The sequence below is a fragment of the Streptomyces sp. NPDC020807 genome, from assembly GCF_040641575.1.
GTDB lineage: Bacteria > Actinomycetota > Actinomycetes > Streptomycetales > Streptomycetaceae > Streptomyces.
The window spans coordinates 356,673-382,587 of sequence record NZ_JBFADU010000005.1 but is presented as its reverse complement, the minus strand read 5'-3'; the positions used below and the strand labels follow the sequence as shown (position 1 = coordinate 382,587).

Genomic DNA, 25,915 nt, shown 5'->3' with positions numbered 1-25,915 from the left:
CGGCGTTCTCGGCCCGCGTCTCTCACGTCGCGTCGCCCCCGCCGATGCCGGCCCGGTCGATGCCGGCCCGGTAGATGCCGAGCACCCGCTCGGCCTCGTCGGGCCGGAGCGGCTCGATCCGTACGGTGTTCGCGCCCATCGGCCGACGGTATGTGGTCAAGGGGGCAGCGTGGAGGTTTCGACGTCTCCGCCGGAGACAGGATGATGACCGTGACCACTCAAGGACGATTATCCGCGGGGACGGCGTGGCACCGAGGGACGCTGACCCTGGGGGCCGAGGAGGAGTACCTGCTCGTCGACCCGGCCACCGGTGAACTCCGGCCGGAGGCGCAGAAGGTGGTGACCGACGCCGCCGCCGAGTTGGGGGAGCGGGTCACCACGGAGATCACCGCCTACCAGGTCGAGGCGCGCACCGACCCCCACACCAGTCTGGCGGCCTTCGCCGAGCAGGTCCGCTCCCTGCGCGCGGCCGTCGTGCGCGCCGCCGCCCGGCACGGCCTCGGCGTCGTCTCCAGCGGCACGCCCGTCCTGCCGCAGCCCAGCCCGCTCGCCGTGACCGACGGCCCCCGGTACGCCCGGAGCGTGGCGATGTTCGGCGCCCTGGACGACGAACAGACCATCTGCGCCTGCCACGTCCACATCGGCGTCCCGGACGTGGAGCTCGCCCTGACGGTCGGCAACCACCTCCGCGGCCGGCTACCGCAGCTGATCGCGCTCTCCGCCAACTCGCCGTTCTGGCAGGGCCGGGACACCGGGTACGCGAGCTGGCGCACCCTGGCCTGGGCCCGCTGGCCCGCGGCCGGTCCGCCGCCGCACTTCGCGTCGGCGGACGAGTTCCACGCGCTCGTCGAGGACCTGACGGCCACCGGCACCATCATGGACCGCGCCGCGCTGTACTGGGACATCCGCCCCTCCGTCCACGTGCCCACCCTGGAGATCCGGGTGTTCGACGCCGTCCCCACGGTCGCGGACACCGTCCTGCTCGCCGCGGTCACCCGGGGCCTCGTCGCCACCGCCCTCGCGGACATCGAGGCGGGAAGGCCCGCCCTCCGCCCGTCACAGGCACTGCTGCGGGCCGCCTGCTGGCGCGCCGCGCGCGACGGCCTGACGGGAGACGCCGTGGACCTGCGCACCCGGCGCCTCGTGCCGGCCGCCACCCTCGTCGACCGAATGCTCGACGACCTCCGGCCGGCCCTCCTCCGCCACGGCGACCTGGACGCGGTCACCGCGGGCTGGGCGAGGCTGCGCGCCCTGGGCACCGGCGCCGAACGCCAGCGCGCGGCCCACCGCCGCCGGGGCAGCCTCCCGGAGGTCTCGGAGGCGCAGCGGAAGGCCGTCACCGCCCCGTACGAGCACGGCGCCGGCTGAGGTCGCGGAGCCCGTCACTCCGTACGGATCAGCGCGCGGACGAGTCGCCCGACGTGCGCATGGGACTCCGGTCCCGCGTCGGGCGAGCCGGTCATGAGGAGGTGGTGCAGCGTCCCGACCAGCGCGAGCGCCACCGTCTCCACGTCCAGGGGCACGGCCACCCTGCCGAGCTCCTGCTCCGCCCGCAGGTAGCGGCCGATGGCGTCCTGGATCGCGGCGAACCCCGGGGCGCCGCCCGCCCAGGCCTCGCGGACGCGTTGCGCCGCCGCCGGCCGGGTCACCGCGAGGCCGACGAGCCCCGGGTCCAGGGACAGCACCGCCGAGGCCACGTCCGTGAGGTTCTCCTCGACGGAACCGGCGCCCGCGCGTGCCGGCAAGTCCTCCGAGAGTCCGGCGGCCTCGGCGAACCGGTGGAGGACCAGGTCCGCGACGAACTCGTCCAGCCCGGTGAAGTGCGTGTGCAGCACTCCCTTGGAGCAGCCGGCCTCCTCCGTGACGGCCCGGCTCGTCAGCGCCGCGGCCCCGTCCCGGGCGAGGACGCGTTCCGCCGCCGCGAACAACCGCTCCCGCAGGCCTTCGATGGCGACTCCGCGCGGTGACATCACGTTCCTCCTGGGCAAGGGCGTTGCCAGTATGGGCGAGTGCCCATACTGTTTGGGCGTGCGCCCATTCTAGGGCTCTCGCCACTCCGCCGGAGGTCGATCCGCATGCACAACACCGCCAACACCGCTCAGGCACAGGCGTGGAACGGGTACGAAGGCACGCACTGGGCCGCCCATCACGACCGCTGGAACGCGATCAACGCCGGTTTCGACGAGCCGCTGCTCGCGGCAGCGTCGATCCGCCCCGACGACCACGTCCTCGACATCGGCTGCGGAGCGGGCGCGACCACCCGGCTCGCCTCCCGCGCGGCGGCACGGGGGCACGCCACCGGCCTCGACCTCTCCGGCCCCATGGTCGAGCGCGCCCGCGAGGTCGCCGCCGCCGAGCGCCTCGCCAACATCTCCTTCACCCACGGCGACGCCCAGGTCCACGACCTGCCGCGGGCCGCGTTCGACGTCGCGATCAGCCGCTTCGGCATCATGTTCTTCGCCGACCCCGCCGCCGCGTTCGCGAACATCGCCTCGGCGCTGCGCCCGGGCGGGCGGGTCGCCTTCCTGTGCGCGGCGGAGCCAGAAGAGAACGAATGGCTGTCCGCGCTGACCGCGCTCGGGGACATCCTGCCCACCGGCGGCTTCGGCGAGCCCGGCGGACCGGGCATGTTCTCCCTCGCCGCCCCCGCCACGGCCACGGGGCTGCTCCGCGCGGCGGGCCTGCGGGACGTGCGGGCCGAACGCGTGGAGGCGCACGGGAACTGGGGCCGCACCGCCGAGGAGGCCGCGGACTTCCTCCTCGACTCGGGCCCCGGCCGACACCTCCTCGCCGCCGTCGGTCCCGCTGCCCGGGCCGAAGCGCGCCGCCGCCTGACCGAAGGCCTCGCGGCCCACGAGAGCGACGGCGCGATCCGCCTCCGCGGCACCGGCCGACTTCTGACCGCCATCCGCGCCGCCTGAGTCCGGCGAAACCCTCCGGGTGAGGCGGGCCGGGAAACCACTCGGCCCGGTCCCTGTGAGGGGGACCGGGCCGAGTGGGCGTTCAGGTGAGGCTCAGCAACCGCTGACGCAGTCGCCGTTCACCCAGGTGCGGTTGATCTTTCTCCAGGGCCAGAGGGGGATGGAGTCGAGTCCGTGTTCGCTCGCCATCGCATCCCGGGCGATCACCCGGGGTGCCATGCCCCGGCGGTACTGCACGACTTCCATGTCGGGATAGGCATCGCCCTTGCGTGTGATCCGGACGTCTGTGGTGGTTGCCTCCACGGTGAGCTGGTTGTCCACCGCGAACTGGTTGATGAAGCTGTTGACGGCGTGGACGCCGATGTCGAGCTTCTGCGGGGAGACGCTGGAGCCTTGACTGTTCACATTCAGCACGTTAGTCCCACCGTTGGTGTCGCCCGGCCACCCGTCGACCTTGATCGGATTGGCTGGGATCTCCTCGCCCTTCTTGTGGTCGATGACTCTGAAGCCGACGGCCCGGCTCATCTTCACCGTCTCATAGACGGCTACAGCCCTGTCAGAGGGAGCGATCGTGAAAGTGCACTGGCCCGTGGCGGTGTCCCAGAACAGTGTCATCCGGTAGGGCGCCTCGGGGTCCTCGCTGGGGCCGCGATTGTCGCCGAGGAGGAGGGTCCGAATTGCCGTCTTGGTGTGGATGTAGTAGCGGACCATGATGATGCCGCGGTCCTCGCCAGGCTTCACGGGGATGGGTGTCCGTTGTGATCCGTGCGGCTGCTTGCCGAACCCCGCCTCGAGCGCCGCGGTGATGAAGTCCTCTACCGGCGGCTCCTCCCACTTCACCCGCCCGTGCTCGCACTCGCTCCCGTTGTCCTCGCAGTACTCCATCATCCCCGGGTCGATGAGCCCGGTCGGGTCGCTCGACGCGAGCGGGTTGTTGTGGGCGTACGCGTACCCGTTGATCTGCTGGGTGTCGCTGAGGTCCACGACCGGGTCCGCCGAGACGAACCGGCCGAGGGCCGGGTCGTACTCGCGGGCCCCGAGGTGGGTGAGGCCGGTGGACGTGTCCTTCGTGCCGCCGACGAATCCGCGCTCGCCGGTCCACGCCGACGGCTGCGTTCCCCGGGGCGCGCCGAACGGCATCGACCGGAGGCGCGACACCGCGTGCGTGGCGGAGTCCACCTGGAGGGTGGCGGTGCCGTGGTGGTCGGTGAACAGGAAGGACAGGGTGCCCTGCTTGCGTACCGCGACGGTGGCGCCGTTGTGCGTGTAGTAGCGGGTGCCGACGACGGTGCCGCCGGGCTTGAGGAGCAGCTCGGTGCCGCCCGGCAGGGTCAGCGTCGTGCCGGAGGCGTCCTTGCGGATCAGCCGCTGGCCCTCGCTGTCGTAGATGTACGACGCGGTGGTGGTGGTGCCTTCGCTCACCTGGGACAGGTGCCCCTCCAGGTCCCACTTCAGGGTCTGGTCGGAGCCCGGCAGCTGACGGCGGGTCGTGTTGCCCGTGTCGTCGTACGTGTACTGCTCGGTCGTGCCGTTCCTCGGGCCTCCCGTGGTCGTGACCGAGGGCAGCCGCGCTCCGGTGGTCGGCGCCGCGTACGCGCGGGTGATGTCGGCGGCGGGGCCGCCGGTGACCGCGTGCTGGACTTCGGTGCGGCGGTTGCCGATGGCGTCGTAGGTGTACGACTGCCAGTACGCGTCCGGTCCGTCGACCGAACCGGTCGAAGGGCCGGTGGCGCAGTCGGCGGAGGTCCAGGCGTCCGTGATGCGGCGCAGGCCGTCCGTGCGGAAGCACTGGGTGTCGCTGACGCGCTGGGCGTCCTGGCCGGAGACGGTGGCGACCTCGGTGACGTTGCCGCCCGGGTCGTAGGCGTAGGACGTGTCGTCCAGGCGCTGCGGCGCGGTCTCGCGGTCGGTGACGGTGCGGATCAGCCGGCCCGTGTGCTCGTCGTACTCGTTGCTCTGCCACACCTTCTTGCCGAACTCGCCGAACTCGGTGCGGAGGGCACGGCCGTAGGAGTCGTACGAGGTCGGGCCGGCCAGCACGGCGCCGGCGACCGTGGTGCTCACCGGGAGGCCGTCGGCGTCGTAGCGGGTGGCGATGCGCTCCTTGGGCAGGTCGCCGACCGCCGGTTCCTCGACGAACTCCGGTTTTCCGGTGATCGCGTTGAAGCCGGAGGTCCACTTGTACGTGGTGGCCAGTGCGCCCAGGTCGCCCTTGCCGACCGGGACGGTCAGCTGGCTCTGCGTGGCCTGGTAGCGGTTGTTGTACCAGGTCACCTCGGAGACGTACGCGTAGCCGTCGACGTAGTGCTTCGCGGCGGTCTGCCGGCCCTTGGCCACCGTGTCGTAGACGTATTCGGTGGTCAGGACGCCGTTGACCTTGACGGCGGTCTTGCGCCCGAGGAGGTCGTAGTCGGTGTGGTGGACGGTGCCGAGGGCGTTCTTGGTGTCCGTCTCGCGGTCGCCGCGGTCGTAGGTGAACTCCGTCCGGCCGGTGTCCGGGTCCTTCACGAAGGTCTTGCGGCCGCGGACGTCGTAGCCGTAGGTCCACTCGCGACCGGCCGCGTCGGTCACCTTGGCCAGCCGGCCCAGGCGGTCGTACGCGTACCGGGTGGACTGGTACGCGGTGCGTGCCGGGTCCGTGTACTCGCGGGTCTCGGTCGTACGGCCCAGGCTGTCGGTGAGCGTGGTCCGCGCGGTGCCGCCTGCGGGCGGGACCACGGTGACCCGGTCGCCCTGGTCGATCGTGGTCGTACGGCTCTTCTCGTCGCCGAACTTCTTGGAGATGACGTCGGTGACCCGGCCCGCGCCGTCGTAGAGCGTCTCGGTCGAGGCCGGGTACTTCAGCTCCTCCCCGGTGACGAGCGTGGTCGACGGGGCGGTGGGCGTGTGGAACTGGCCCGAGTGCTTCCAGTTCTGGCCGAGGGTGTTGTAGAAGTTCTCGGTCACCAGGGTGCCGCCGCCGGGCGCGGGGGCCTGGGTCTGCCGGTTGCGGAGCAGGCCGTCGGAGAACTCGTGCGTCGTGCGGTAGGCGCCCGTCTCGGTCAGCGTGCTGGTGGAGACGACGACGGGACCGTCGGTGCGGACGAGGTAGTCGTACGAGAAGTGCGGGGTGGTCGGGTAGGTGGCGGCGGCCCGGCCGGGAAGCCAGACCTGCTTCGTCCGGCCCAGCGCGTCGTACTTCGTGGTGGTGGTCTTCTTGTTGAGGTCCTCCATGGTGACGGGCAGGCCGCGGAGCTGGTCGAAGGTGGTGGTGGCGACGAAGCCCAGGGGGTTGGTCACGACCGTCTTCAGCGCCGTCTCGCCCGTGGCGGGGACGTAGTCGGTGCGGGTGGTCTGGCCGAAGGTGTCGGTGGCCGTGATCTGGCGTCCGTACGTGTCGAACGTGGCGGTCGCCTTGACGTCGTAGCCGTTGCCGAGGCTGTTGATCACCTCGCTCCGGGTCACCTCGCCCCGGGTGGGCGCGGCGCCGAAGGCCCCTCCGTCGTACAGGGAGCGGGTGTCGGAGATGACGTCGGCCGGACGGTTGACGGTCGCGTCGCAGGCGCCGGCGGCCTTCTCCGTGCGGGACACCGCGCCGAGGATGTTCCGGTCGGTGTTGCGGGCGTACTCGGTGCGCTTGCAGGTCTCGTCGCCCGTCTGGGACGCGTCGCCCGAGTCGGTGACGGCCTTGACCATGCCGTACTCGTCGTACTCCGTGGTCGTGGAGGCCTTGCGCTCGCCGCCGCTCGTCCTGACCCGGGTGATTTCCTGGCCGTTGCCGGTGTAGCGCGCCTCCAGGGGCGGCAGCCCCGTGCGCGTGCGGGTGGCGTTCGGCTCGGAGCGCCATGGGACGGTCGAGGTCGCCTTGACCCAGTCGCCCGTCTCGCCGTCGTAGGAGACGCTCTCCCGCGTCATGCCGGCGAATTCGGGGCGGTCGGTCGCGACGGCCCCGGTGGAGTCCGTGACCTGCGCGCCGTCGATGCCCCGGAAGTAGCGGGACTCCGCGAAGCTCCGGGCGTCGAGGCCGTCGCCCTTGCGGACCTGCACCCGGCCGTAACCGCGGTACTCGCCGTACGTGCGGTCGGCGGGCTTGGTGAACTCGTCCTCGCTCTTCGCCCAGGCGGCGCCGTCACGGTAGCTGTACCGCGTGACGACGTCGGGGGTCTCGACGAGGTTGTCGCCCTCGGTCACCTCGGCGACGAGGTACTTGTTGAACCAGTCGAGCTTCGCCGTGTCGCCCTCGAAGGCCCACTTCACCGGGTAGCAGGTGGTGGTGTTGGTGGCGTCGGCCGGCGGCAGGGTCGTGGCGGTGCAGCCGGGATCCGAGTAGGTCACCCCGATGCTGCCGCCGGTGTCGGTGTTGATCTGGTAGACGCGGTAGCGGACGTACGCGGGCAGGCCGTCGCCCGTCTTGTCGACCCGGTTGGCGAGCTGCTTGCCGAGGAAGGTCACCTTGGGCAGGGGCAGATCACCGGCGGTGTGGCCGGTGCGCTGGATGGTGGACAGCCACAGGGCGCGCGTGGTGCCGTCGCCGGTGGGCGGGAAGGTCTGCTCCAGCGCCCAGGAGTCCACGTTCTTGTAGGTGCCCGCGGTCAGCATCTTCGAGGTGATGGTGACCAGTCGCTTCTTCGACCAGAAGGTCGGGCTGTAGCGGCCGGCGCACTGCGTGCCGTCGGCGCAGTGCTGGTCGACCGGCACGTCCGGCCAGTTGGCGGTGTGGTCCTTGTCGAAGAGGTGGCAGTCGGCGGTGCAGCGGTCGGTGACGTCGAACTTCACCTGGGCCATGGCCGGGGCCGTGTACACGGTGTCGGTGCGCAGGCCGTACTCGACCCGGTCGAGCCAGCCGCCCCGGACGTAGGAGGTCGGGGTGCCCTGGGAGGCGCTGGCCACGGTGCCGCGGTCGTAGTTGTTGGTCTCGGCCTTCCAGTAGTAGGCCTGGGCGTTTCCGCGGGCATCGATCACGTGGTCGAGCTGCCAGCGCCACGCCTGCTTGCACCAGCCGGACGCGAATGAGGCGTTGTGGCAGGGTTCGCCGGCGTGGTTGCCGTAGACCGGCACGGTCCAGGTGGACTCGGTCTCGGGCTTGCCGGTCGTCCAGCCGGGGAGCCGGTCGAGGCCGAAGAAGTACTGGGTGCCGTCGGCGGTGGTCACCTTCCAGTGCTCGCCGTTGTCATCGCCGTTCGCCGCGCCCGTGAGCCGCTCGATCCGGTCGGCGGAGTCGGCCTGGGCGCGCCAGCCCTTGCCCTCCTCGTAGACGAGTTCGGTGGTGCGGCCGCCGAGGTTCATCGTCGCGTTGTCGGTGAACCAGCACAGGTCACCGCTCTTCTCGGTGTTCGTGCCGCCGTCCATGTCGTCCGCGCACGAGCGGTAGCGGCGCTCGATGAAGCCTGGCTCCATGGACCAGCCGTCGCCGATCCATCCCGGCTGGCTGTTGGTCGAGGCGGTGCGGCCGTCCACGCTCTGCGAGGAGTAGCCCAGGGACAGCTTGGCGTCCATGCCGCCCGGCACGGTCGGCACCGTCAGGGGGTAGTTCCAGCTGAAGCCGCCGGAGGAGCCGCCCGCGCTCCACGAACCCGAAGCCTGGAGCGGGGTGGCCTTGAAGTCACCGTTGGTGCCCGCACTGTCGGCCTCCGCGGCGAGCACGGTGGCACCGCCGCCCAGTGCGGCCCTCATCAGGGGCGAGACCGGGCTCTTGGCGGCCGCCGGAGCCGGAGCCGCGGAGCCGAGAGGGGCGGTGGCGGTCAGCTTCGCGGCGCGGGTGTCGTTGTGTGTCGGCAGCGGTGTACGGATGCTGCACCGGGGCTCGGACGGTGTGGTCAGCGCGCAGGAGGGCAGGCTGACGATCCGGAGACGGGAGCTCCACTCACCGCCGTACGTCCGGCGGAGGGCGGCGTAGTCGACGGACACCTCGGTCTTCGACGGCCCGGCGGCGTCACCGGTCACCTGGAAGAGCAGGCCCTGGACACCGGAGCGCCGGGTCGTGGCGGCGTCGGCCACGGAGACTCCGGCGGACAGGCCGCGCACGCGGACGGGGGAGCGGTTCTCCGGAGCACGCCGATCCCGAGCCGCTTCGGCAAGGGCCTTGGCCGTCTCGTCAGGGCGATTCAGCGCTGCGCTCTGGCCGAATGCGACCGGGGTGACGGCGACGCTCTCGCCCCGCCTGAGGTCGGGCAATCTCCAGTCAGTCGGGGCGGCTCCGGCGGAATTGACGGGTGCGAGGGACGCAATTATCAGGGCGATGGCAAAAGCGGAGCGAATGGATCCGATGTGTTGATTCCATCTTGTGGGACCCTTCCCCGCGCCACGTTGAATAGACGTTCTCAATCGTGTCTCCCGAAATAAAAGACAATACAGGGGGTATTCAGGCCGAGGCTAACATCGGCAAATCGGCAGTTCGCGCAACTTTCTGACGGTATATCAGGTGTGGTTTGCCGTGATCTACGGCTTTTGTCGCTCCTGGGTGGAGGGGGAAAGTCGCCCATAGGGAGCGGAATGTAGAGCTCCGATGGCATATTCGGAATGGCTTGATCCAGTTATAGTAAAGGTAAAGACATCGCAAAGGATGTAGATGTCATCTGGTCGGTATGGTCTGGGCGTTAACTGCTACGTACAGAGGAATGCGCGGTGTCTGATTTGCGAGAAAGACCACCAGTGGTGAGGCCAGGTGCCTCACGCCTCCTGGTCGCCGGACTCCTGGTTCTCGGTCTGGGGGTCGCAGCCGTCCCGCCTCCGGTCGCCCCGGCTGCCTCCGCCCTGTCCCCGGTGGCCGAAACGGTTCCCACCGGAGCCGAACCGACCGAGGCGGAACTGGCGTCGGCCCAGGCGGCTCAGACCGGACGGCGGGTCGAGCTGATGTCCCGTCGTACGGAGACCTCGGACACCTGGGCCGAACCCTCCGGCGACTTCGCGGTGGACCGCTACGGCTCGCCGGTCCGCGTGCGCAGGGGAGACGCCTGGGTGCCCACGGACCCCACCCTGGAGTTCGGGGCCGACGGCCGGGTCGTTCCGCGCGCCACCACGACGGCCATGTCGTTCTCCGGAGGATCCGGAGTCATGGCCCGCATGGTCAAGGACGGCCGCGAGATGGAGCTGACCTGGCCCCGGCCGCTGCCGGTGCCCGTGCTCGAAGGCTCCGTCGCCACGTACCCCGGGATCCTGCCGGACGTCGACCTCCGCATCAGAGCCGACGTCGACGGTTTCTCCCAGCTCCTCGTCGTCAAGACCCCCGAGGCCGCGCGCCACCCCGACCTCGCCGTCCTCCGGATGGGCGTCGAGACCGTCGGACTCGACGTGAGCGCCGACGCCTCCGGGAACCTCCTCGCCCGCAACCCCGCCGGCCAGGCCGCGTTCGTCAGCCCCGCGCCCATGATGTGGGACTCCAGCGACGCGAACACCCCGGCCATGGGCTCCTTCGTCGCCCCCCAGGGCGGACCCGTCGTGGTGCAGGGGAACGCGTCCTCCGCCGAGTCCGTCTTCGAACCGCGTACCGGCGCGAACGACGCGGCGATGGGCGTGCGCGTATCGGGCGGATCCCTGGAGATCACCCCCGACGCCGGCATGCTGACCGACCCGGACACCGTCTACCCCGTCTTCATCGACCCCTCCTGGGCGGAGGGCAAGCGCCAGAACTGGACCCGGGTCTCCGCCAAGTACCGGGACAAGAAGTACTGGAACGCCAACGAACAGGCCCGGGTCGGCTACGAGAGCGAAACGGGCGGGCTGTCCCGCTCCTTCTTCCAGTTCGACACGAGCAGCTTCGCGGGCAAGATCGTCAAGTCCTCGGTGTTCACGATGACGAACACCCACGCCTGGTCCTGCAACGACCGCGTCGTCCAGCTCTGGCACACCAGCGGCATCGACCGGAACACGACCTGGAACCGTCAGCCGGTCCGCGAGGCCCTGCTGTCCTCGGTCAACGATGCCAAGGGCTGGGACGGCAGCACGGAATGCCCCGAGGGCACGCTCGAGTTCGACGTCACCGCCAAGGTCCGTGAGCGGGCGGCCCAGAACAAGGGCGACATCACGTTCGGCCTGTACGCCGCCGACGAGACCGACACCTACGCCTGGAAGCGCTTCGACCCGGACACGGCCAAGCTGTCGACCAAGTACAACACCGTTCCCGAGGTGCCCACCGAGCTGGGCACCAACCCGAACAACGCGCTGATCGGCAATACCGGCATCAGCCTCCACGCGAAGATCGACGACGCCGACTCCGGGAACCTCCAGGCCAACTTCCAGCTGTGGAAGACCGGCCAGTCCCCCTCGGTGGACGAGCACATCTCCGCCCAGCGCGGCCGCTTCTCGACCCTCGCGCTCCCCGACGCCCGCGTGCCCAGCGGCTCCTACCAGTGGCGGGTGCGCGCCAAGGACGAGGACGGCGCCTACTCCGGCTGGAGCGCCGTCAAGTCCTTCGAGGTCGACCGTGACCGGCCGAGCAACCCGCCCACGGTCAGCTCCGCCGAATTCCCCGACGGGCGGGCCGGGTGGCCCGCGGTGACCGGCAAGGCCCGCGTCACCGCCGGACGGTTCACCCTCGGCGCGGCGGGCGTCAGCGACGTGGTCGCCTACCGGTACTTCACCAGCTGGGACCCGCAGGAGCGGGGGGTGAACGTGTCCGGCGCGCCGGGCAGTTCCGCCACCGTCACCCTGACCCCGCCGGCCGTCGGCCCCGCCCACGTCTACGCCTACAGCCTCGACAGGACGGGCAACCGGTCCGACCAGCGCGCCTACCTGCTGTACGCCAACGGTTCCGGGGCCAAGGACCGCGCGGGCGACCTCAACGGCGACGGCAACGCCGACATCTGGTCCCTGGACCCGAGCGGCACCCTCCGTACCTACCTCGGCAGGGGCAACGGCAGCTTCGGCACCGCCGTGTACGGCGGAGCCTCCCTCCCCGGCGCACAGATCACCCACCGCGGCGACTGGACCAACGACGGCATCGAGGACCTGCTGATACGCAGGTTCAGCGAGGCGGACCAGCAGTACCAGCTGTACGCCTACGCCAACACCGGCTACGGCACCGTCCGTGCCGTGGACGACCCGCTCACCGTCATGTGCACGAAGACCGCCGCCGAGGCGGGCGACTGCCAGCCGCCCGGTCTCGACCACTGGGGCGACCCCGACACCCAGATCCTGGCGATCGACGACCTGCTCGGCGGCTCCCGCTCGCTCAACGGCACCTACGCCCTGCCCGACCTGCTGGTCAGGGAGGGCGACGCGCTCTGGCTCTACTACGGCAGCGAGGGGCGGTACCTCGACGAGACCAGCCCTCCGATCCAGATCGGCGGCAACACCTGGCGGGGCCGCACCCTCATAGCCCCCGGCGACACCACCGGCGACGGCGTTCCCGACCTCTGGGTCCGGACGGACGCCACCGGGGAGGTCCACGAGTACGCCGGCCGCAAGGACGCGCAGGGCAACTTCGACCTCGGAGCCTGGGGCGAGTCGGCGAAGCCGAAGAAGATCCTCGGCGGGGTTCCCGCCACCGCCTACCCCGAACTGTCCTCCAGCACCGACCTCACCGGCGACGGACGTGCCGACCTGTGGGGGCGGACCCCGGGCAACTCCCTGACCGTGTGGCCCGGCCTGGGCATCGTCCAGGGCACCTACACCTTCGGCGAACCGCTGACCGGCGGCGCCACGCACAGCGGCCCCAACCTGGCCAAGGGCGCGCAGGTCGCCACGACGAGCAGCTACGAAGCAGGAGGGTGGAGCCGGAGCGGCCTCGTCGACGGAAAGCGCGAGTCGGGACCCGGCTCGTACGGCTGGAGCACCAGCACCGCCAGCCCGAACAACGACCGTACGGAGTCGGTCACCGTCGACCTCGGTGCGTCCTACGACCTCGACGCCGTGGACCTGTATCCCCGCAACGACGGCGCCAACACCGGTATGGGATTCCCTGTCGACTTCACGATCGACGTCTCGGAGGACGGCGCCACCTGGAACCGGGTCATCCAGCGCACCGGCTTCGCCCGACCGGGCAACACCGCGCAGGGCTTCTCCTTCGAGAAGAGCACCGCGCGCTACGTCAAGGTGACCGGGACGAAGCTCTCCACCGACACGCACGGCGACTACCACCTCCAGTTCGCCGAACTGGAGGCCTACGGCCCGCAGGCGCCGGTCCAGGGCGCGTACAACTTCGCCAAGGGCATGACCGCCACCGCGAGCAGCAGCCACGAAGGATCCGGCTGGGCCCTGAACAACCTGCTCGACGGCACGTCGGCCGGCTGGAGCAGCGCGGGTGACATCACCAGGAGCCACACCGAGTCCGTGACCGTCGACCTGCGGGCGCCGCGCTCCGTCAACTGGATCGACCTCCAGCCGCGCGGTGACGGGGCCCACGCCGGATCCGGGTTCCCGGTCGACTTCACCGTCGAGGTCTCCCCGGACGGGACGTCGTGGACCAAGGTCGTCCAGCGCGTCGGCTACCCGCGTCCCGACGGAGGAAAGCAGTCGTTCCCGTTCGAGACGCGGCAGATCCGCTACGTCAAGGTCACCGGCACGAAGCTGTCCGCCGATGCCCGGGGCGAGTACCACATGCAGTTCGCGGAGCTGGAAGCCTACGGCGACCAGGCCTTCGACCCCCGGGTCCCGGACCTGGCCATCGGCTCGACCGTCAGCGCCGGCAGCAGCGCCCCCGGCTGGCCCGCCCAGGCCCTCGTGGACGGCAAGGCGTCCACGGCGTGGAGCAGCGACAGCTCCGTTTCCGTCGACCACACGGAGTCGGTCACGGTCGACCTGGGTGCCGCCCAGCCGCTGTCGTGGATCAACCTGCGGCCCCGCAACGACGGTGCCAACACCGGCACCGGATTCCCCGTCGACTTCACCGTGCGGCTGTCCGACGACAACACGACGTGGAGCGAGCCCGTCGTCGACCAGACCGGTTACCAGCGGCCGGGTGACGCGGCCCAGACCTTCTGGTTCCCCTCCCAGAGCGCCCGCTACGTGAAGGTCACGGGCACCAAGCTGTCCAAGGACTCCAACGGCCATTACCGGATGCAGCTGGCGTCCCTGGAGACCGCCGGAGCCCGTTACCTGCCGTCGTCCGCAGTCAACCTCGCCAAGGGCGCCCCGGTCAGTTCGACCAGCGCCTACGTCAACGCGAGCTGGTACCGGTCGGCGCTGGTGGACGGCAGGCGCGGATCGGCCGTCGGTTCCCTCGGATTCAGCTCCGACGGCGCCGTGGCGACCGATCACGCCGAGTCGGTCACCGTCGACCTCGGCACCCTGCAAGCCGTCAACTGGGTCAACCTGTACCCGCGCAACGACGTGCCCAACACCGGAGCGGGATTCCCCGTGGACTTCGCCGTCGAAGTCTCCGGAGACGGCACCACCTGGACGAAGGTGGTCCAGCGCACCGCCTATCCCCGGCCCGGCGACGCCGTACAGCCCTTCCCGTTCAACACCAGAATGGCGCGCTACGTGCGGGTGAACGCGGCGCACCTGGCGGGCCCCGGCGAGTACCGGCTGCAGTTCGCGGAGCTGGAGGTCTACGGTTCCCGCACCTTCAACTCCGCGCAGCCCGACCTGGCGCTCGGGGCCGCCGCGACGGCCAGCAGCAGTTACGAGGCGCATCCCTGGTCGCTCGGCGGCATGGTCGACGGCAGGTCCGGCACAGGATGGAGCAGCAAGGACAGCATCGCGACCAACCACGCCGAATGGGCCACGGTCGACCTGGGCGCCGTGCAGCCAGTGAACTGGGTGACGATGCGGCCCCGTTCCGACGGGGCGGACACCGGCAACGGCTTTCCCGTCGACTTCTCGGTGCAGATCTCCCAGGACGGTCTCGTCTGGACCAAGGTCGTCCAACGGACCGACTACCCGAAGCCCGACGCCTCGCCGCAGCACTTCCCCTTCTTCCCGATGACGGCCCGGTACGTGAAGGTCACGGGGACGAGGCTGTCCGCCGACAGCAAGGGCGAGTTCCACATGCAGCTCAGCGCCCTGGAGGTGTACAGCGGGAAGTCGCTGCCGCGCGAGAGCAGGAACCTCGCCAAGGGAGGCGCGGTGACGGCGACCAGCAGTTACGAGGCGTCCGGTTGGAAGGCCTCGGCCCTGACCGACGGCAACCCCTCGGCGCTGCCCGGGATACAGGGGTGGAGCAGCGACGGGACACTGACGGCCAACCACGAGGAGCGGGTGTCGGTGGACCTCGGGACCGTGCAGAAGGTCGGATGGGTCAACCTGTACCCGCGCAACGACGGCTCCGCCAACACGGGCGTCGGTTTCCCGGCGGACTTCGTCGTCGAAGTCTCCACGGACGGCACCGCGTGGACGACCGTCGTCCGGCGCGACGGCTACCCCCGGCCCGGGAACGAGGTCCAGCAGTTCCCGTTCCCGGAGCAGAACGCCCGCTACGTGCGGGTGAGGGGCACCGACCTGCCGAAGGACGCCAACGGCCAGTACCGGATGCAGTTCGCCGAGATGGAGGTCTACGACCCGACGGTCTCCTGACGAGGGGCCGCAGGTGATCAGGGGCCGCCGGAACGATCCGGCGGCCCCTGATCCGTGAGGTGCGGGCCGTTCCCGCCGTCAGCCCACTCCGTCAGCTCACTCCGTCAGGTCACTCCGTCAGGTCACTCCGCCGACAGGCGCGGTGTGCGCGGCGGTTCCGTGCGGCGGCTGCCGGTGGTCTCGAAGGCCGCCGCCAGCGTCAGCAGGGCGTTGTCGTCGTACGCGCGGCCCGCGAAGGTCAGCCCGACGGGCATCCCCGTGTCCGCCATGGTGCCCATGGGCACGGTCACGGTCGGGATGCCGAGGTGGCGGGGGACCAGGTTGCCGTTGGCGACCCAGACGCCGTTGCGCCAGCCGAGGTCGGCGGACGCCACGTCGACGTCCATGTCGGCGGGGCCGATGTCGGCGACCGCGGGGAAGACGACGGCGTCGAGGCCGAGGCCGTCCATCCACAGCTCCAGGTCGACGCGCCGGGTCTCCTCCAGACCGCGCAGGCCCTCCTCCAGGAGCGGCATGTCGGCGAGGGAGGCGTACGGGCGCTCGCGGACGAAGCGGGGGTACTCGCCGATCGTGTCGTCGAAGCCCTCGTACCGGTCGGGGAGCTCACCCTCCCACTTGGGGAAGATGCGGGCGCCGTCGACCTCGGCCAGCGTGGAGAGCGCAGGGTCCCCGTTGGCGCGCAGGAAGTCGTCCCAGGCCCAGGCGGACAGGTCCTCGATCTCGAAGGTGAGGTACTCGCGGCTGACGAGGCCGCGGGTGAACAGCGAGGGGGCGCCGGGGCGGTCGGACTCGTAGTTCGTGACGACGGGGAAGTCGACGTCGACGACCTCGGCCCCCGCGGCCTCCAGGTCGCGGCGGGCGGCCTCCCACAGGGCGATGACGGAGGGGCGGGTCTCGATCGGCTGACCGGTCTGGCCGCCGATGCCGCCGTCGGGGTTCGTCCCGGCCTCGGGGTCCGCGTTGACGTACATGCGGGGTACGCCGACGCGCTTGCCGGCGAGCGCGGCGGACGCGGCCTCGGCGTCGGCGGGCGCGAGGGCGGGGTAGGAGGCGGGACGGACCTGGGAGGCGGCGGGCAGCTCCAGCCACGGCTGGGCGCGCCACAGGTCGCCCCGCGGGTCCGGGTCGTCGGCGACGACGACGTCGAGCAGTTCGAGCAGGTCGGCCATGGTGCGCGTGTGGGGGACCACGACGTCCATGGTCGGGACGAGGGGCCAGTTGCCGCGGACCGAGATCACGCCGCGGCTGGGCGTGTAGGCGCAGAGGGCGTTGTACGAGGCGGGGGCGCGGCCCGAGGACCAGGTCTCCTCGCCGAGTCCGAAGGCGCCGAAGGAGGCGGCGGTCGCCGTGCCGGAGCCGTTGGAGGAGCCGGAGCCGTACGCGCTGGTGAGCCAGTCGGCGTTGTAGGGGCTCTCGGCGCGGCCGTACACGCCGCGCTGCATTCCGCCGTTGGCCATGGGCGGCATGTTGGTGAGGCCGATGAGCACGGCGCCGCCCGCGCGCAGCCGCTCGACGGCGAAGGCGTCGCGCTGGGCGACGAGGTGCTCGAAGGCCGGGGAGCCGGAGGCGGCGGTGAGTCCCTTGGCGAGGTAGCTGTCCTTGGCGGTGTACGGGATGCCGTCCAGCGGGCCGAGGGTCTCGCCGCGGGCGCGGCGGGCGTCGGAGGCCTCCGCCTCGGCGCGGGCTCGCGGGTTCATCACGACCATGGCGTTGAGGGCGGTGGCGGTGCCCGGACGGTCGTACGCCTCGATCCGCGCGAGGTAGGCGTCGAGCAGGCCGACCGAGGTCGTCTCGCCCTTCTCCAGCGCCGCGCGCAGCTCGGCGACAGAGGTCTCCACAACATCGAATCCGCGCGTCATGCGGTCTCTCCTGGATGGCATCGTGCGACAGCGTTCTAACTAGATTTTCAGTCTAGACCGAAAATCTAGATCAACGGAATAGACTGAGCGGACTGAATCTCTCCGGAACCGGAAGGACCGAAAGCGAGCTCATGGCGACGTCACGGAGCGGGGGCGCGCTGCCCGACCGGAAGCGGCAGCGCAGCGGGGACGAGGCGCGGGAGCGCGCCATGCGCGCCGCCGTCAGCGTCATCGCCGAGAAGGGCACGGCCGGCCTGCGGATGTCCGACATCGCCGCCCGGGCCGGCATGAGCACCGGCCACATCCTCTACCACTTCGGAAAGAAGGACCGGCTGCTCCTGGAGGTGCTCGCGTGGAGCCAGGCGGACCTGTGGGCCCGCTTCCAGGACGCCGCCGACCGGGCGGCGTCCCCCGCCGGGAAGCTGGACGTGTTCGTCCGCTTCTACCTGCCCCGCCACCAGGGCGACGAACGCTACGCGCTGTGGACGCAGGTGATGCTGCAGAGCCACGACGAAGCCGGCCGGGCCGTCCTCACCGGGCTCCTCGACGGCTGGGACGAGCGCCTGGAGGCCATCGTCCGGGAGGGGAGGGAGCGGGGCGACTTCGCCGACGTGGACCTCCCCGAGTTCACGATCCGCGCCGTGGCCATGCTGAGCGGGCTCGCCGAGGACGTGATGTTCGGCCGCTCCCGCTGGCAGCGGGCCTCCCCCCACGCGTTCGCCCTCGCCGCCCTCGAACGCGAACTGCGGCCCGCTCCCTGAGGAACGGGCCGCGCCGGCGGGCCACCGGTCAGCCCAGGTCGTGGCCGGTCGCCGCGCGGGCGTAGGAGCGCAGGGCGGTGACGACCTCGCCGCGCGTGCGGCGGCCGGAGAGGATCTCCATCTGGTAGCCGTCCTCCATGGCGACGAAGTTCGCCGCGAGGAGCCGGGGCGGGTCGGTCAGGGTGAAGTGGCCCTGGGCCTGCCCGAGCACCAGAACGGCGTGGTAGACGGAGATCTGCCGTTCGGTCAGCGCGCTGTCGAGGGCCGCGGCCTTGGCGTCGCGCAGGCAGCGGGGCCAGTACTCGTAGAGCAGGCGGGTCAGCGCGTCCTCGGGGCCGGTGGCCGGGCCGCGGTCGATGCACGCGCGCAGCTGGTCGCGGGCGTCCGTGAACTGCTCGGCGGCGCGCTCCCGGTCCTGGCTGTAGCGCTCGATCGCCTGCTGGTAGGTCTCGTACACGAGCGCGTCGAGATCGCCGTAGTAGAGCACGGCGGCCGGTGTCACGCCCGCCTCGTCGGCGACGTCGCGCAGGCGCAGCCCGTCCAGGCCGCGGACGAGGAGCGCCCGCTGTACGGCCGCGCCGAGCTCCGCCCTGCGGTCCGCCCTGCGGTCCGCCTTGCGGTCCGCCTTGCGGTCCGCCTTGCGGTCCGCCTTGCCGTCCGTCCCGCCCCGCTTGTCCGACGCCATGTGCCGACCCTCGCCCTTCGCGCCCGCGTGCGCTGATTCCGCTCGCGTTCTTTCGTGGCATTTAACAACACGAAGCCAGCTCTTGACGAGGTCGCCACCCAGTTCTTAAATCTCGGTTTAACAAAACGTGCCTCCCGTCAGGAGCCTCCGCAGTGACGCTCGAATCGCAGGACACCTCCGCCGGACCGAGATCCGGCACCACCCCCGACCCCACCGACAAGGGACTCCGCCGCGGCAGCGTGGGGCTGCTCGGGGTGGTCGCCCTCGGGCTCTCCTCCACCGCTCCCGCCTACTCCATCGCCGTCACGCTCGGCCTGGTGACGATGACCGTCGGGGACCTCGCCCCCGCCGCGCTGCTGATCGGCTTCGTACCGATCCTGTTCACCGCGTTCGCGTTCCGCGAGCTCAACCGGGAGATGCCGGACTGCGGCACCACCTTCGTCTGGAACACCCGCGCCTTCGGCCCCTGGACCGGCTGGCTCGTCGGCAGCTGGGTGCCCACCGTGGCCTCCCTCTTCGCCATGACCGCGCTGGCCCAGGTCAGCGCCACGTACCTGCTCTCCGTCCTCGGCCTCGACGGCCTCGCGGGCGACGACGTCGCCGTGACCGCCACCGGCCTGCTGCTGCTCGCCGCGGCGACCCTCCTCGCCCGCCGGGGGCTCCAGCTCGCCACCGGCATCCAGTACGCGCTGCTCGGACTGCAGCTCGTGGCCCTCTTCGGACTCGGCCTCGCCGCCCTCACCCGGCCCGGCGCCGCCACCCCCTCGCTGTCCTGGCTCGACCCCTTCGCCTTCGACGGCCCGGGCCCCTTCGCCGAGTCCGTGCTCCTGTGCCTCTTCATCTACTGGGGCTGGGACGCGCTGATCACCGTGAACGAGGAGAGCGAGGACGCCGACCGCGTCCCCGGCCGCGCCGTCCTGATCTCCACCTCCGTCCTCCTCGTCACCTACCTCTTCACCACGTTCGCCGCCGTCGCCCACGCCGGGACCGGCACCGGCGGCGTCGGCCTCGGCAACCCCGACAACGCCACGGACTTCCTCGCCGCCCTCGCCCCGCCGCTCCTCGGCGACGCCCTGGCGACCGTCGTCCAGCTCGCCGTCTGCGTCAGCGCGCTCGCCGCGATGCTCACCTGCCTCGTCGGCAGCGGACGCGGCTGGCTGTCGATGACCACCCACGGAGCCATGCCGGCCGTGTTCGCGCGCATCCACCCGCGCCACCGGACGCCCACCGTCGGGACCGTCTTCTTCGGCGCGGCCACCGCCGTGACCCTGGTCGTCCTCAAGACCGCCTCGCCGCGCTTCCTCGGCGACGCCATCCTCTGCGTGGGGCTGCTGATCGCCTGCTACTACGGCGCCACCGCCTTCGCCTGCGTCTGGCACTTCCGCCACCGCCTGCGCGACTCCGTGCGCGACCTGCTGTTGAAGGGCGTCCTGCCCGCGCTCGGCGGCCTCATGATGCTCGCCGCGCTCGCCCGCAGCGCGTACGACACGATCGCCCCCGACTACGGAAGCACCTCCTTCCACGGCATCGGCGGCGTCTTCCTCCTCGGCGTCGGTGCCGTCGCCTGCGGCGTCCTCGTCGTCCTCCTCGTCCGCGCGGCGTTCCCCCGCTTCTTCCGCGAGGGCAAGGATTCCGTCGCCCCGCCGGCCTCCACCGGCTCCACCCGCAACGAAAGCTGATCCACCGATGCGTACCCTGGCCATCGCCGCCGTCCAGACCGCCCCCGTCCCGTACGACCTCGACGCCACCTGGGACCGGTTCGCCCACCAGGTCAGGACCGTCCGCGACGTCTTCCCGCACGTCCGGCTCGTCGTCGTCCCCGAGCTGTTCCTCGCCGCCGAGGGCCCGCTGCTCGGCGAACACCCCGAGAACTGGATGGAGAAGGCCGCGGTCCCCGTCCCCGGACCGCTCACCGACCGCCTCGGCGACCTCGCCAGGGAGACCGGGCTGTGGCTCGTCCCCGGCACCGTGTTCGAGCGCACCGAGGACGGCACGATCCACAACACCGCGCTCGCCATCTCGCCCGAGGGGGAGATCGCCGCCACCTACCGCAAGGTCTTCCCCTGGCAGCCGTACGAGCAGGCCGCGCCCGGGCACCGCTTCACGGTCTTCGAGATCCCCGGCATCGGCCGCGTCGGCCTGGCCATCTGCTACGACGGCTCCTTCCCCGAGACCGTGCGGCAGCTCGCCTGGCTCGGCGCCGAGGTCGTCATCCAGCCCACCCTGACCACCACCCGGGACCGCGAGATGGAACAGGTCTGCGCCCGCGCCAACGCCTGGACCAACCAGGTGTACGTCGTCAACGTCAACGCCTCCGACCCGGCCGGCGTCGGCGCCAGCCTGATCGTCGACCCCGAGGGCACCGTCCGCCAGCAGGCGGGCGGCGGGGAGGAGGTCCTCGTCGACGTCCTCGACCTCGACGCCGTCACGCGGGTACGGCGGTACGGCTCCGCCGGCATCAACCGGCCCTGGAGCCAGCTCGCCCGCTACGGATCGAGCATCGAGCTGCCCATGTACGGCGGCGGGACGTTCCGCACACCCGACTGGCACGAGGAGCCGAACGAGCCGCACGGGCCGAAGGAGCCGAAGGAGCCGAACGAGCCGCACGGGCCGAAGGAGCACTGAGCCGCCCCGCCCCGAAGCCCCGACACGGATCCGTGACGCCCGCATCCGCCGCGCACCGGCACGCAGAACGGAGGATGGCGGGCGAGACGGTTCCGCCGTACGTCCCCGGGGAGGGTCCCGCATGTCCGCAACCGCGCGTTGGGCGCGCCGACTACTGCCGCTGCTGGTGCTCGTCGCCTGGCTCGGCATCGGAGGAGGGCTCGGCCCGTACGCCGGGAAGCTCGGCGAGGTCGCCACCAACGACCAGGCCGCCTTCCTGCCGCGCGACGCCGAGTCGACCCGGGTCCTGCGGGCCCAGGACGCGTTCCGCCAGGAGGAGACCCTCCCCGCCCTCGTCGTCTGGACCGCGGACGGCGGCGGGGCCGTCGCCCCGACCGCCCAGGCCGCGGCCACCCGGGCCCTGGCCTCCCTCACGGGCACCGAGGGCGTCGTGGGCCCGCCCTCACCGGCCTTCCTCTCGGACGACGGCGAGGCCCTGCGCGGGGTCGTGCGACTCGCCCCCGACCTCGGGGACGAACTCGCCGTCGTCCTGGGGGAGGTGGAGGCCGCCGCCTCCTCCGTACCGGGAACGGAGGTCTGGCTCGGGGGTCCCGCCGCGACCCAGGCGGACCTCAAGGACGCCTTCGCCGGCATCGACGGCATCCTGCTCGCCGTCGCCCTGACGACGGTCCTGGTGATCCTGCTCCTGGTCTACCGCAGCGTCCTGCTGCCGCTGCTCGTCATCGCCGGCGCGGTCCTCGCCCTCGGGCTGGCCTGCGCCGTCGTCTACGCGCTCGCCGACCGGGACGTCGTCCGCGTCGACGGCCAGGTCCAGGGCATCCTGTCCATCCTCGTCATCGGCGCGGCCACCGACTACGCCCTGCTCCTCGCCGCCCGCTACCGGGAGGAGCTCGGCGTCCACGACGGAGACCGGGTGCCCGCCATGCGGTCCGCGCTCAAGCGGTCCTCCGGACCCGTCGTCGCCAGCGCCGCCACCGTCGCGCTCGGCCTGCTCGCCCTCCTCTTCAGCGACCTCACCAACAACCGGGCCCTCGGTCCCGTCGGCGCCATCGGCATCGTCTGCGCCGTCCTCAGCTCCCTGACCTTCCTGCCCGCCGCCCTGGTGCTGCTCGGCCGGGCCGCGTACTGGCCGTCCCGTCCCCGGCCCGCCGCCGACGGCGACGCGGCCCACCCCGTGTGGCACCGGGTCGCCGGGATCGTCGACCGGGCACCCCGCAAGGTCTGGGCGGGATCCCTCGCGGCCCTGCTCGCCTGCGCCGCCTTCTCCTTCACCCTCGACGCCAAGGGCGTCCCCTTCGACGAGATCTTCGTCAAGGACGCCCCGTCCGTCGCCGCGCAGCAGCGCCTCGGCGCGCACTTCCCCGGCGGCGCCGGGAACCCCGCCGTCGTCATCGCCGACGCGGACGCCGCGGAACGGGTCCGCGCGACCGCCGCCGACGTCGACGGCGTCGCCTCCGCGGCCCTCTTCGCCGCACCCGGCACCCCGCGGCCGCTCGTCGCCGACGGGCGCGTACGGATCGACGTCACCCTCGCCGACGCCGCCGACTCCGCCGCCGCGGAGGAAACGGTCGTCGCCCTGCGCACCGCCCTCCACGCGGTCCCCGGAGCCGACGCCCTCGTCGGCGGAACCACCGCCCAGCGCTACGACACGCAGGTCACGGCCGAGCGGGACAGGAGCCTCATCGTGCCCGTCGTGCTCGTCGTCATCCTGGCCGTCCTCGTCGGCCTGCTGCGCTCGCTGCTGCTGCCCGTGCTCCTGGTGGCCACCGTCGCGCTCAACTTCCTCGCCACGCTGGGCGTGTCCGCCCTCGTCTTCGAACACGTCCTGGGCTTCACCGGCACCGACCCGGCCGTCCCCCTGTACGGCTTCGTCTTCCTGGTCGCCCTCGGGGTCGACTACAACATCTTCCTCATGTCACGGGTACGGGAGGAGACGCGGCGGCACGGCACCCGGGAGGGCCTGCGCCGCGGACTCGTCGCCACGGGCGGGGTCATCACCTCGGCCGGTGTCGTCCTCGCCGCCACCTTCGCGGCCCTCGGCGTGATCCCGCTGGCCTTCCTCGTCCAGATCGCCTTCATCGTGGCCTTCGGGGTGCTGCTCGACACCCTGGTCGTCAGGTCGTTCCTGGTCCCGGCCCTCGTACGGGACATCGGCCCCGCGGTCTGGTGGCCGGGCGCGCTCCGTCACCGCCCCTGATTCACGCGGGTCCCGTCACCGCGCCCTACCCACCGGGGTCAGGGCGGCCGCGGCGGTCTTGAACTGCGGTTGCATGGAGACCGGGTCCCAGACGCTCGGCACCACCTCGTTCGCCGCGCCCCCCGGGGCCCCGGGGGCCGGGGCGTCGCCCTCCGGGGTGTCCCAGTACCCGTAGTGGAAGGGCACGAACAGCACACCCGGGCGGACCGTGCCGACGCGCAGCCGCCCGCGCAGCGCCCCCGTGCGGGTGGCGACCTCGACGAGGTCGCCCTCGGCGAACCCCAGCCGGGCCGCGTCGGCTTCGGCGATCTCCACCCAGACCTCCGGGGCGGCGGCGTTCAGTTGAGGGGTCCGGCCCGTCTTGGTGCGCGTGTGGAAGTGGTAGAGGGTGCGTCCGGTGGTCAGCTGGAAGGGGTGGTGCTCGTCGGGCCACTCCCGCGGCCGTACGTAGGGGGCCGGCCGGATGAGGGCCTTCCCGTCCGGGTTGGTCGCCCGGTACCACTCCTCGCCCAGTGGTTCGCCGGTCACCAGGTCCTTCCCGTACGACTCGCAGACGTCGGGACGGGCCCAGTCCGGGCCGTCGCCGTAGAGGCGCTCCGTGCCGTCGGGGGCGGAGGGCGTGCACGGCCACTGGACGCCGCTCGGCCCCCGGAGCTTCGCGTAACTCAGGCCGGTGCAGTCGCACGGCCGCCCGGCGCTGCACCGCTTCCACGCCTCGAACGCCTCTTCCGGCCCGGTCCAGTGGACCAGCGGCCGGCCGTCCTTGTCCTCGAAGCCCATCCGGGCCGCGTAGTCGAGGAGGATCTCCAGGTCGGGCCGGGCCTCGCCGGGCGGTTCCACCGCCTTCTCGGACAGGTGCACGGTGCGGTCCGCATTGGTGAAGGTCCCCGTCTTCTCGCCCCAGGTGGCCGCGGGGAGCACCACGTCGGCGAACCGCGCGGTCTCGGTCAGGAACAAGTCCTGGACGACCGTGAACAGCCCCTCCCGGGCGAGGACGGAGCGGATCCGGGCCAGGTCGGGCAGGGACACCGCCGGATTGGTGGCGCTGATCCACAGCATCCGCACCGTGCCCTCCTCCGCCAGCCGGAAGATCTCCATCGCGTGCGTGGGCGGCCCGTCGTGGGGGATCGCCGACGGCTCCACGTTCCACACCCGCGCGAGGTCGGCCACCTGCTCCTCGTTCTGCCAGTTCCGGAAGCCCGGCAGGTCCCCGTCCGCCCCGCACTCGCGGGTGTTCTCGGCGGTGGGCTGCCCGTTCATCTGGAGGACCCCCGCTCCCGGGCGGCCGAGCATGCCCCGGATCAGGTGCAGGTTGTTGACCTGGACGGCGGCGGCCGTCGCCTGGTGGGCCTGGTAGAACCCCTGCAGCACCGTCGACAGCAGGCGGTCGGCCGTCCCGAGCAGCTCGGCCGCCTGTTCGATCGAGGCCGCCGGCACGTCGCAGATCCCGGCCGCCCACCGGGGCGTGCACGGCTCGACCTGCCTCCGCAGCCCCTCGAACCCGACCGTGTGCCGGGCGATGAACCCGGGATCGGTCCAGCCGCGCCGGACGATCTCGTGCAGCAGGGCGTCCAGCAGCGCCACGTTCGTGCCGAGCCGGGGCGCCAGGTGCACGGTCGCGCGCCGTGCCACCGGCGTCAGCCGCGGGTCCACGCACAGCAGACGGGGCGGGTCTCCCCCTTCGAGGCGGTCCAGGATCCGCATCCACTGGACGACCTGGGTCTCGGCGATGTTGTGCCCGAACAGGGCGATCGTGTCCGCGTGGTCGATGTCCCCGTACGAGCCGGGCTGACCGTCGCTGCCGAACGACTCCTTCAGCGACTCCGCCGCCGTCGCCGTGCACAGACGCGTGTTGCCGTCCAGATGCGGGGTGCCGATCCCGGCACGGGCGAGGACGGCCAGGGTGTAGTACTCCTCCAGGAAGAGCTGCCCGGAGGTGTAGAACGCGACCGACTCCGGCCCGTGCGAGGCGATCAGCCGCCGCGAGGCGGCGACGACCCGTTCCATGGCCGTCGGCCAGTCGCTCTCCACCAGACGCCCGCCCTCGCGGACCAGAGGCCGGGTCAGCCGGTCCGCCGAGGCGTTGGCCTGCCACGCGTACAGGTCCTTCGGCTCCAGACGGCCCCGGTTGACGCGGTCGCCGGACCGGCCCCTGACCCCCACGATCCGTCCGCCCCGGACGGCGATGTCCATCGCGTCGCCGTCGGAGTGCAGCAGCGAGGCCGCCCGTACCCAGGCCTCGACGTCCTCCTCCGCCACGCCGTCGGCGAGGCACGAGTCCGTCCGCACGGGCCAGGCCCCGCCCCGGCCGTACGGTGTGCGACGGCCCCACGGGTCCGCCACACGATCGCCCGCGCCCACCACCGGAAGCCCTCTCATGGCCCGCTCCTCTCGACGGGGCGGCGTCTACCCGGCGGACGGTCCCCGATACGCGG

The 25,915-nt window shown here is 71.8% G+C and carries 12 protein-coding genes; 7 read left to right on the top strand and 5 right to left on the bottom strand.

The window, feature by feature from the left end:
* The first annotated feature begins 210 nt into the window (after positions 1–210).
* Complete coding sequence (locus AB0G79_RS11810) at positions 211–1,368, top strand: glutamate--cysteine ligase (RefSeq protein WP_360804057.1); 1,158 nt, start codon at positions 211–213, stop codon at positions 1,366–1,368.
* A gap of 14 nt (positions 1,369–1,382) precedes the next feature.
* On the opposite strand, the gene AB0G79_RS11805 is transcribed toward AB0G79_RS11810, so the two are convergent.
* Positions 1,383–1,970, bottom strand: a complete 588-nt coding sequence (locus AB0G79_RS11805; protein ID WP_360804054.1) for a TetR family transcriptional regulator — start codon at positions 1,968–1,970, stop codon at positions 1,383–1,385.
* A 105-nt stretch (positions 1,971–2,075) separates the two neighbouring features.
* On the opposite strand from AB0G79_RS11805, the gene AB0G79_RS11800 reads away from it, so the two are divergent.
* Positions 2,076–2,921 carry a class I SAM-dependent methyltransferase gene (locus tag AB0G79_RS11800; protein WP_360804051.1) on the top strand — a complete coding sequence of 282 codons (846 nt, stop codon included), beginning with the start codon at positions 2,076–2,078 and terminating at the stop codon, positions 2,919–2,921.
* A 93-nt stretch (positions 2,922–3,014) separates the two neighbouring features.
* On the opposite strand, the gene AB0G79_RS11795 is transcribed toward AB0G79_RS11800, so the two are convergent.
* Positions 3,015–8,897 carry an RHS repeat-associated core domain-containing protein gene (locus AB0G79_RS11795; RefSeq protein ID WP_360804048.1) on the bottom strand — a complete coding sequence of 1,961 codons (5,883 nt, stop codon included), beginning with the start codon at positions 8,895–8,897 and terminating at the stop codon, positions 3,015–3,017.
* A gap of 765 nt (positions 8,898–9,662) precedes the next feature.
* Between AB0G79_RS11795 and AB0G79_RS11790 the strand changes: the two genes are divergently transcribed.
* Entirely contained in the window at positions 9,663–15,353 is a 5,691-nt protein-coding gene (locus AB0G79_RS11790) for a discoidin domain-containing protein (protein WP_360804045.1), read from the top strand.
* A 122-nt stretch (positions 15,354–15,475) separates the two neighbouring features.
* Here AB0G79_RS11790 and AB0G79_RS11785 read toward each other — a convergent pair whose 3' ends face one another.
* Complete coding sequence (locus AB0G79_RS11785; protein ID WP_360804042.1) at positions 15,476–17,212, bottom strand: amidase; 1,737 nt, start codon at positions 17,210–17,212, stop codon at positions 15,476–15,478.
* Between the two features lie 131 nt (positions 17,213–17,343).
* On the opposite strand from AB0G79_RS11785, the gene AB0G79_RS11780 reads away from it, so the two are divergent.
* On the top strand, positions 17,344–17,973 hold the full coding sequence (locus tag AB0G79_RS11780; RefSeq protein ID WP_360804039.1) for a TetR/AcrR family transcriptional regulator: 630 nt from the start codon (positions 17,344–17,346) through the stop codon (positions 17,971–17,973).
* Between the two features lie 28 nt (positions 17,974–18,001).
* On the opposite strand, the gene AB0G79_RS11775 is transcribed toward AB0G79_RS11780, so the two are convergent.
* A complete protein-coding gene (locus AB0G79_RS11775; protein WP_360804036.1) occupies positions 18,002–18,658 on the bottom strand; it encodes a TetR/AcrR family transcriptional regulator in 657 nt (218 codons plus the stop codon).
* Between the two features lie 152 nt (positions 18,659–18,810).
* Here AB0G79_RS11775 and AB0G79_RS11770 point away from each other — a divergent pair, with 152 nt between their 5' ends.
* The 3 genes from AB0G79_RS11770 to AB0G79_RS11760 all read left to right on the top strand — a co-directional run bounded on the left by AB0G79_RS11770 (position 18,811) and on the right by AB0G79_RS11760 (position 23,480).
* Entirely contained in the window at positions 18,811–20,337 is a 1,527-nt protein-coding gene (locus AB0G79_RS11770; RefSeq protein WP_360804033.1) for an APC family permease, read from the top strand.
* Positions 20,338–20,344: 7 nt separating this feature from the next.
* On the top strand, positions 20,345–21,283 hold the full coding sequence (locus AB0G79_RS11765) for a carbon-nitrogen hydrolase family protein (protein WP_360804030.1): 939 nt from the start codon (positions 20,345–20,347) through the stop codon (positions 21,281–21,283).
* Between the two features lie 121 nt (positions 21,284–21,404).
* A complete protein-coding gene (locus AB0G79_RS11760; RefSeq protein ID WP_360804027.1) occupies positions 21,405–23,480 on the top strand; it encodes an MMPL family transporter in 2,076 nt (691 codons plus the stop codon).
* A 15-nt stretch (positions 23,481–23,495) separates the two neighbouring features.
* Here AB0G79_RS11760 and AB0G79_RS11755 read toward each other — a convergent pair whose 3' ends face one another.
* Positions 23,496–25,844, bottom strand: a complete 2,349-nt coding sequence (locus tag AB0G79_RS11755) for a nitrate reductase (protein WP_360804308.1) — start codon at positions 25,842–25,844, stop codon at positions 23,496–23,498.
* Positions 25,845–25,915 lie beyond the last annotated feature (71 nt).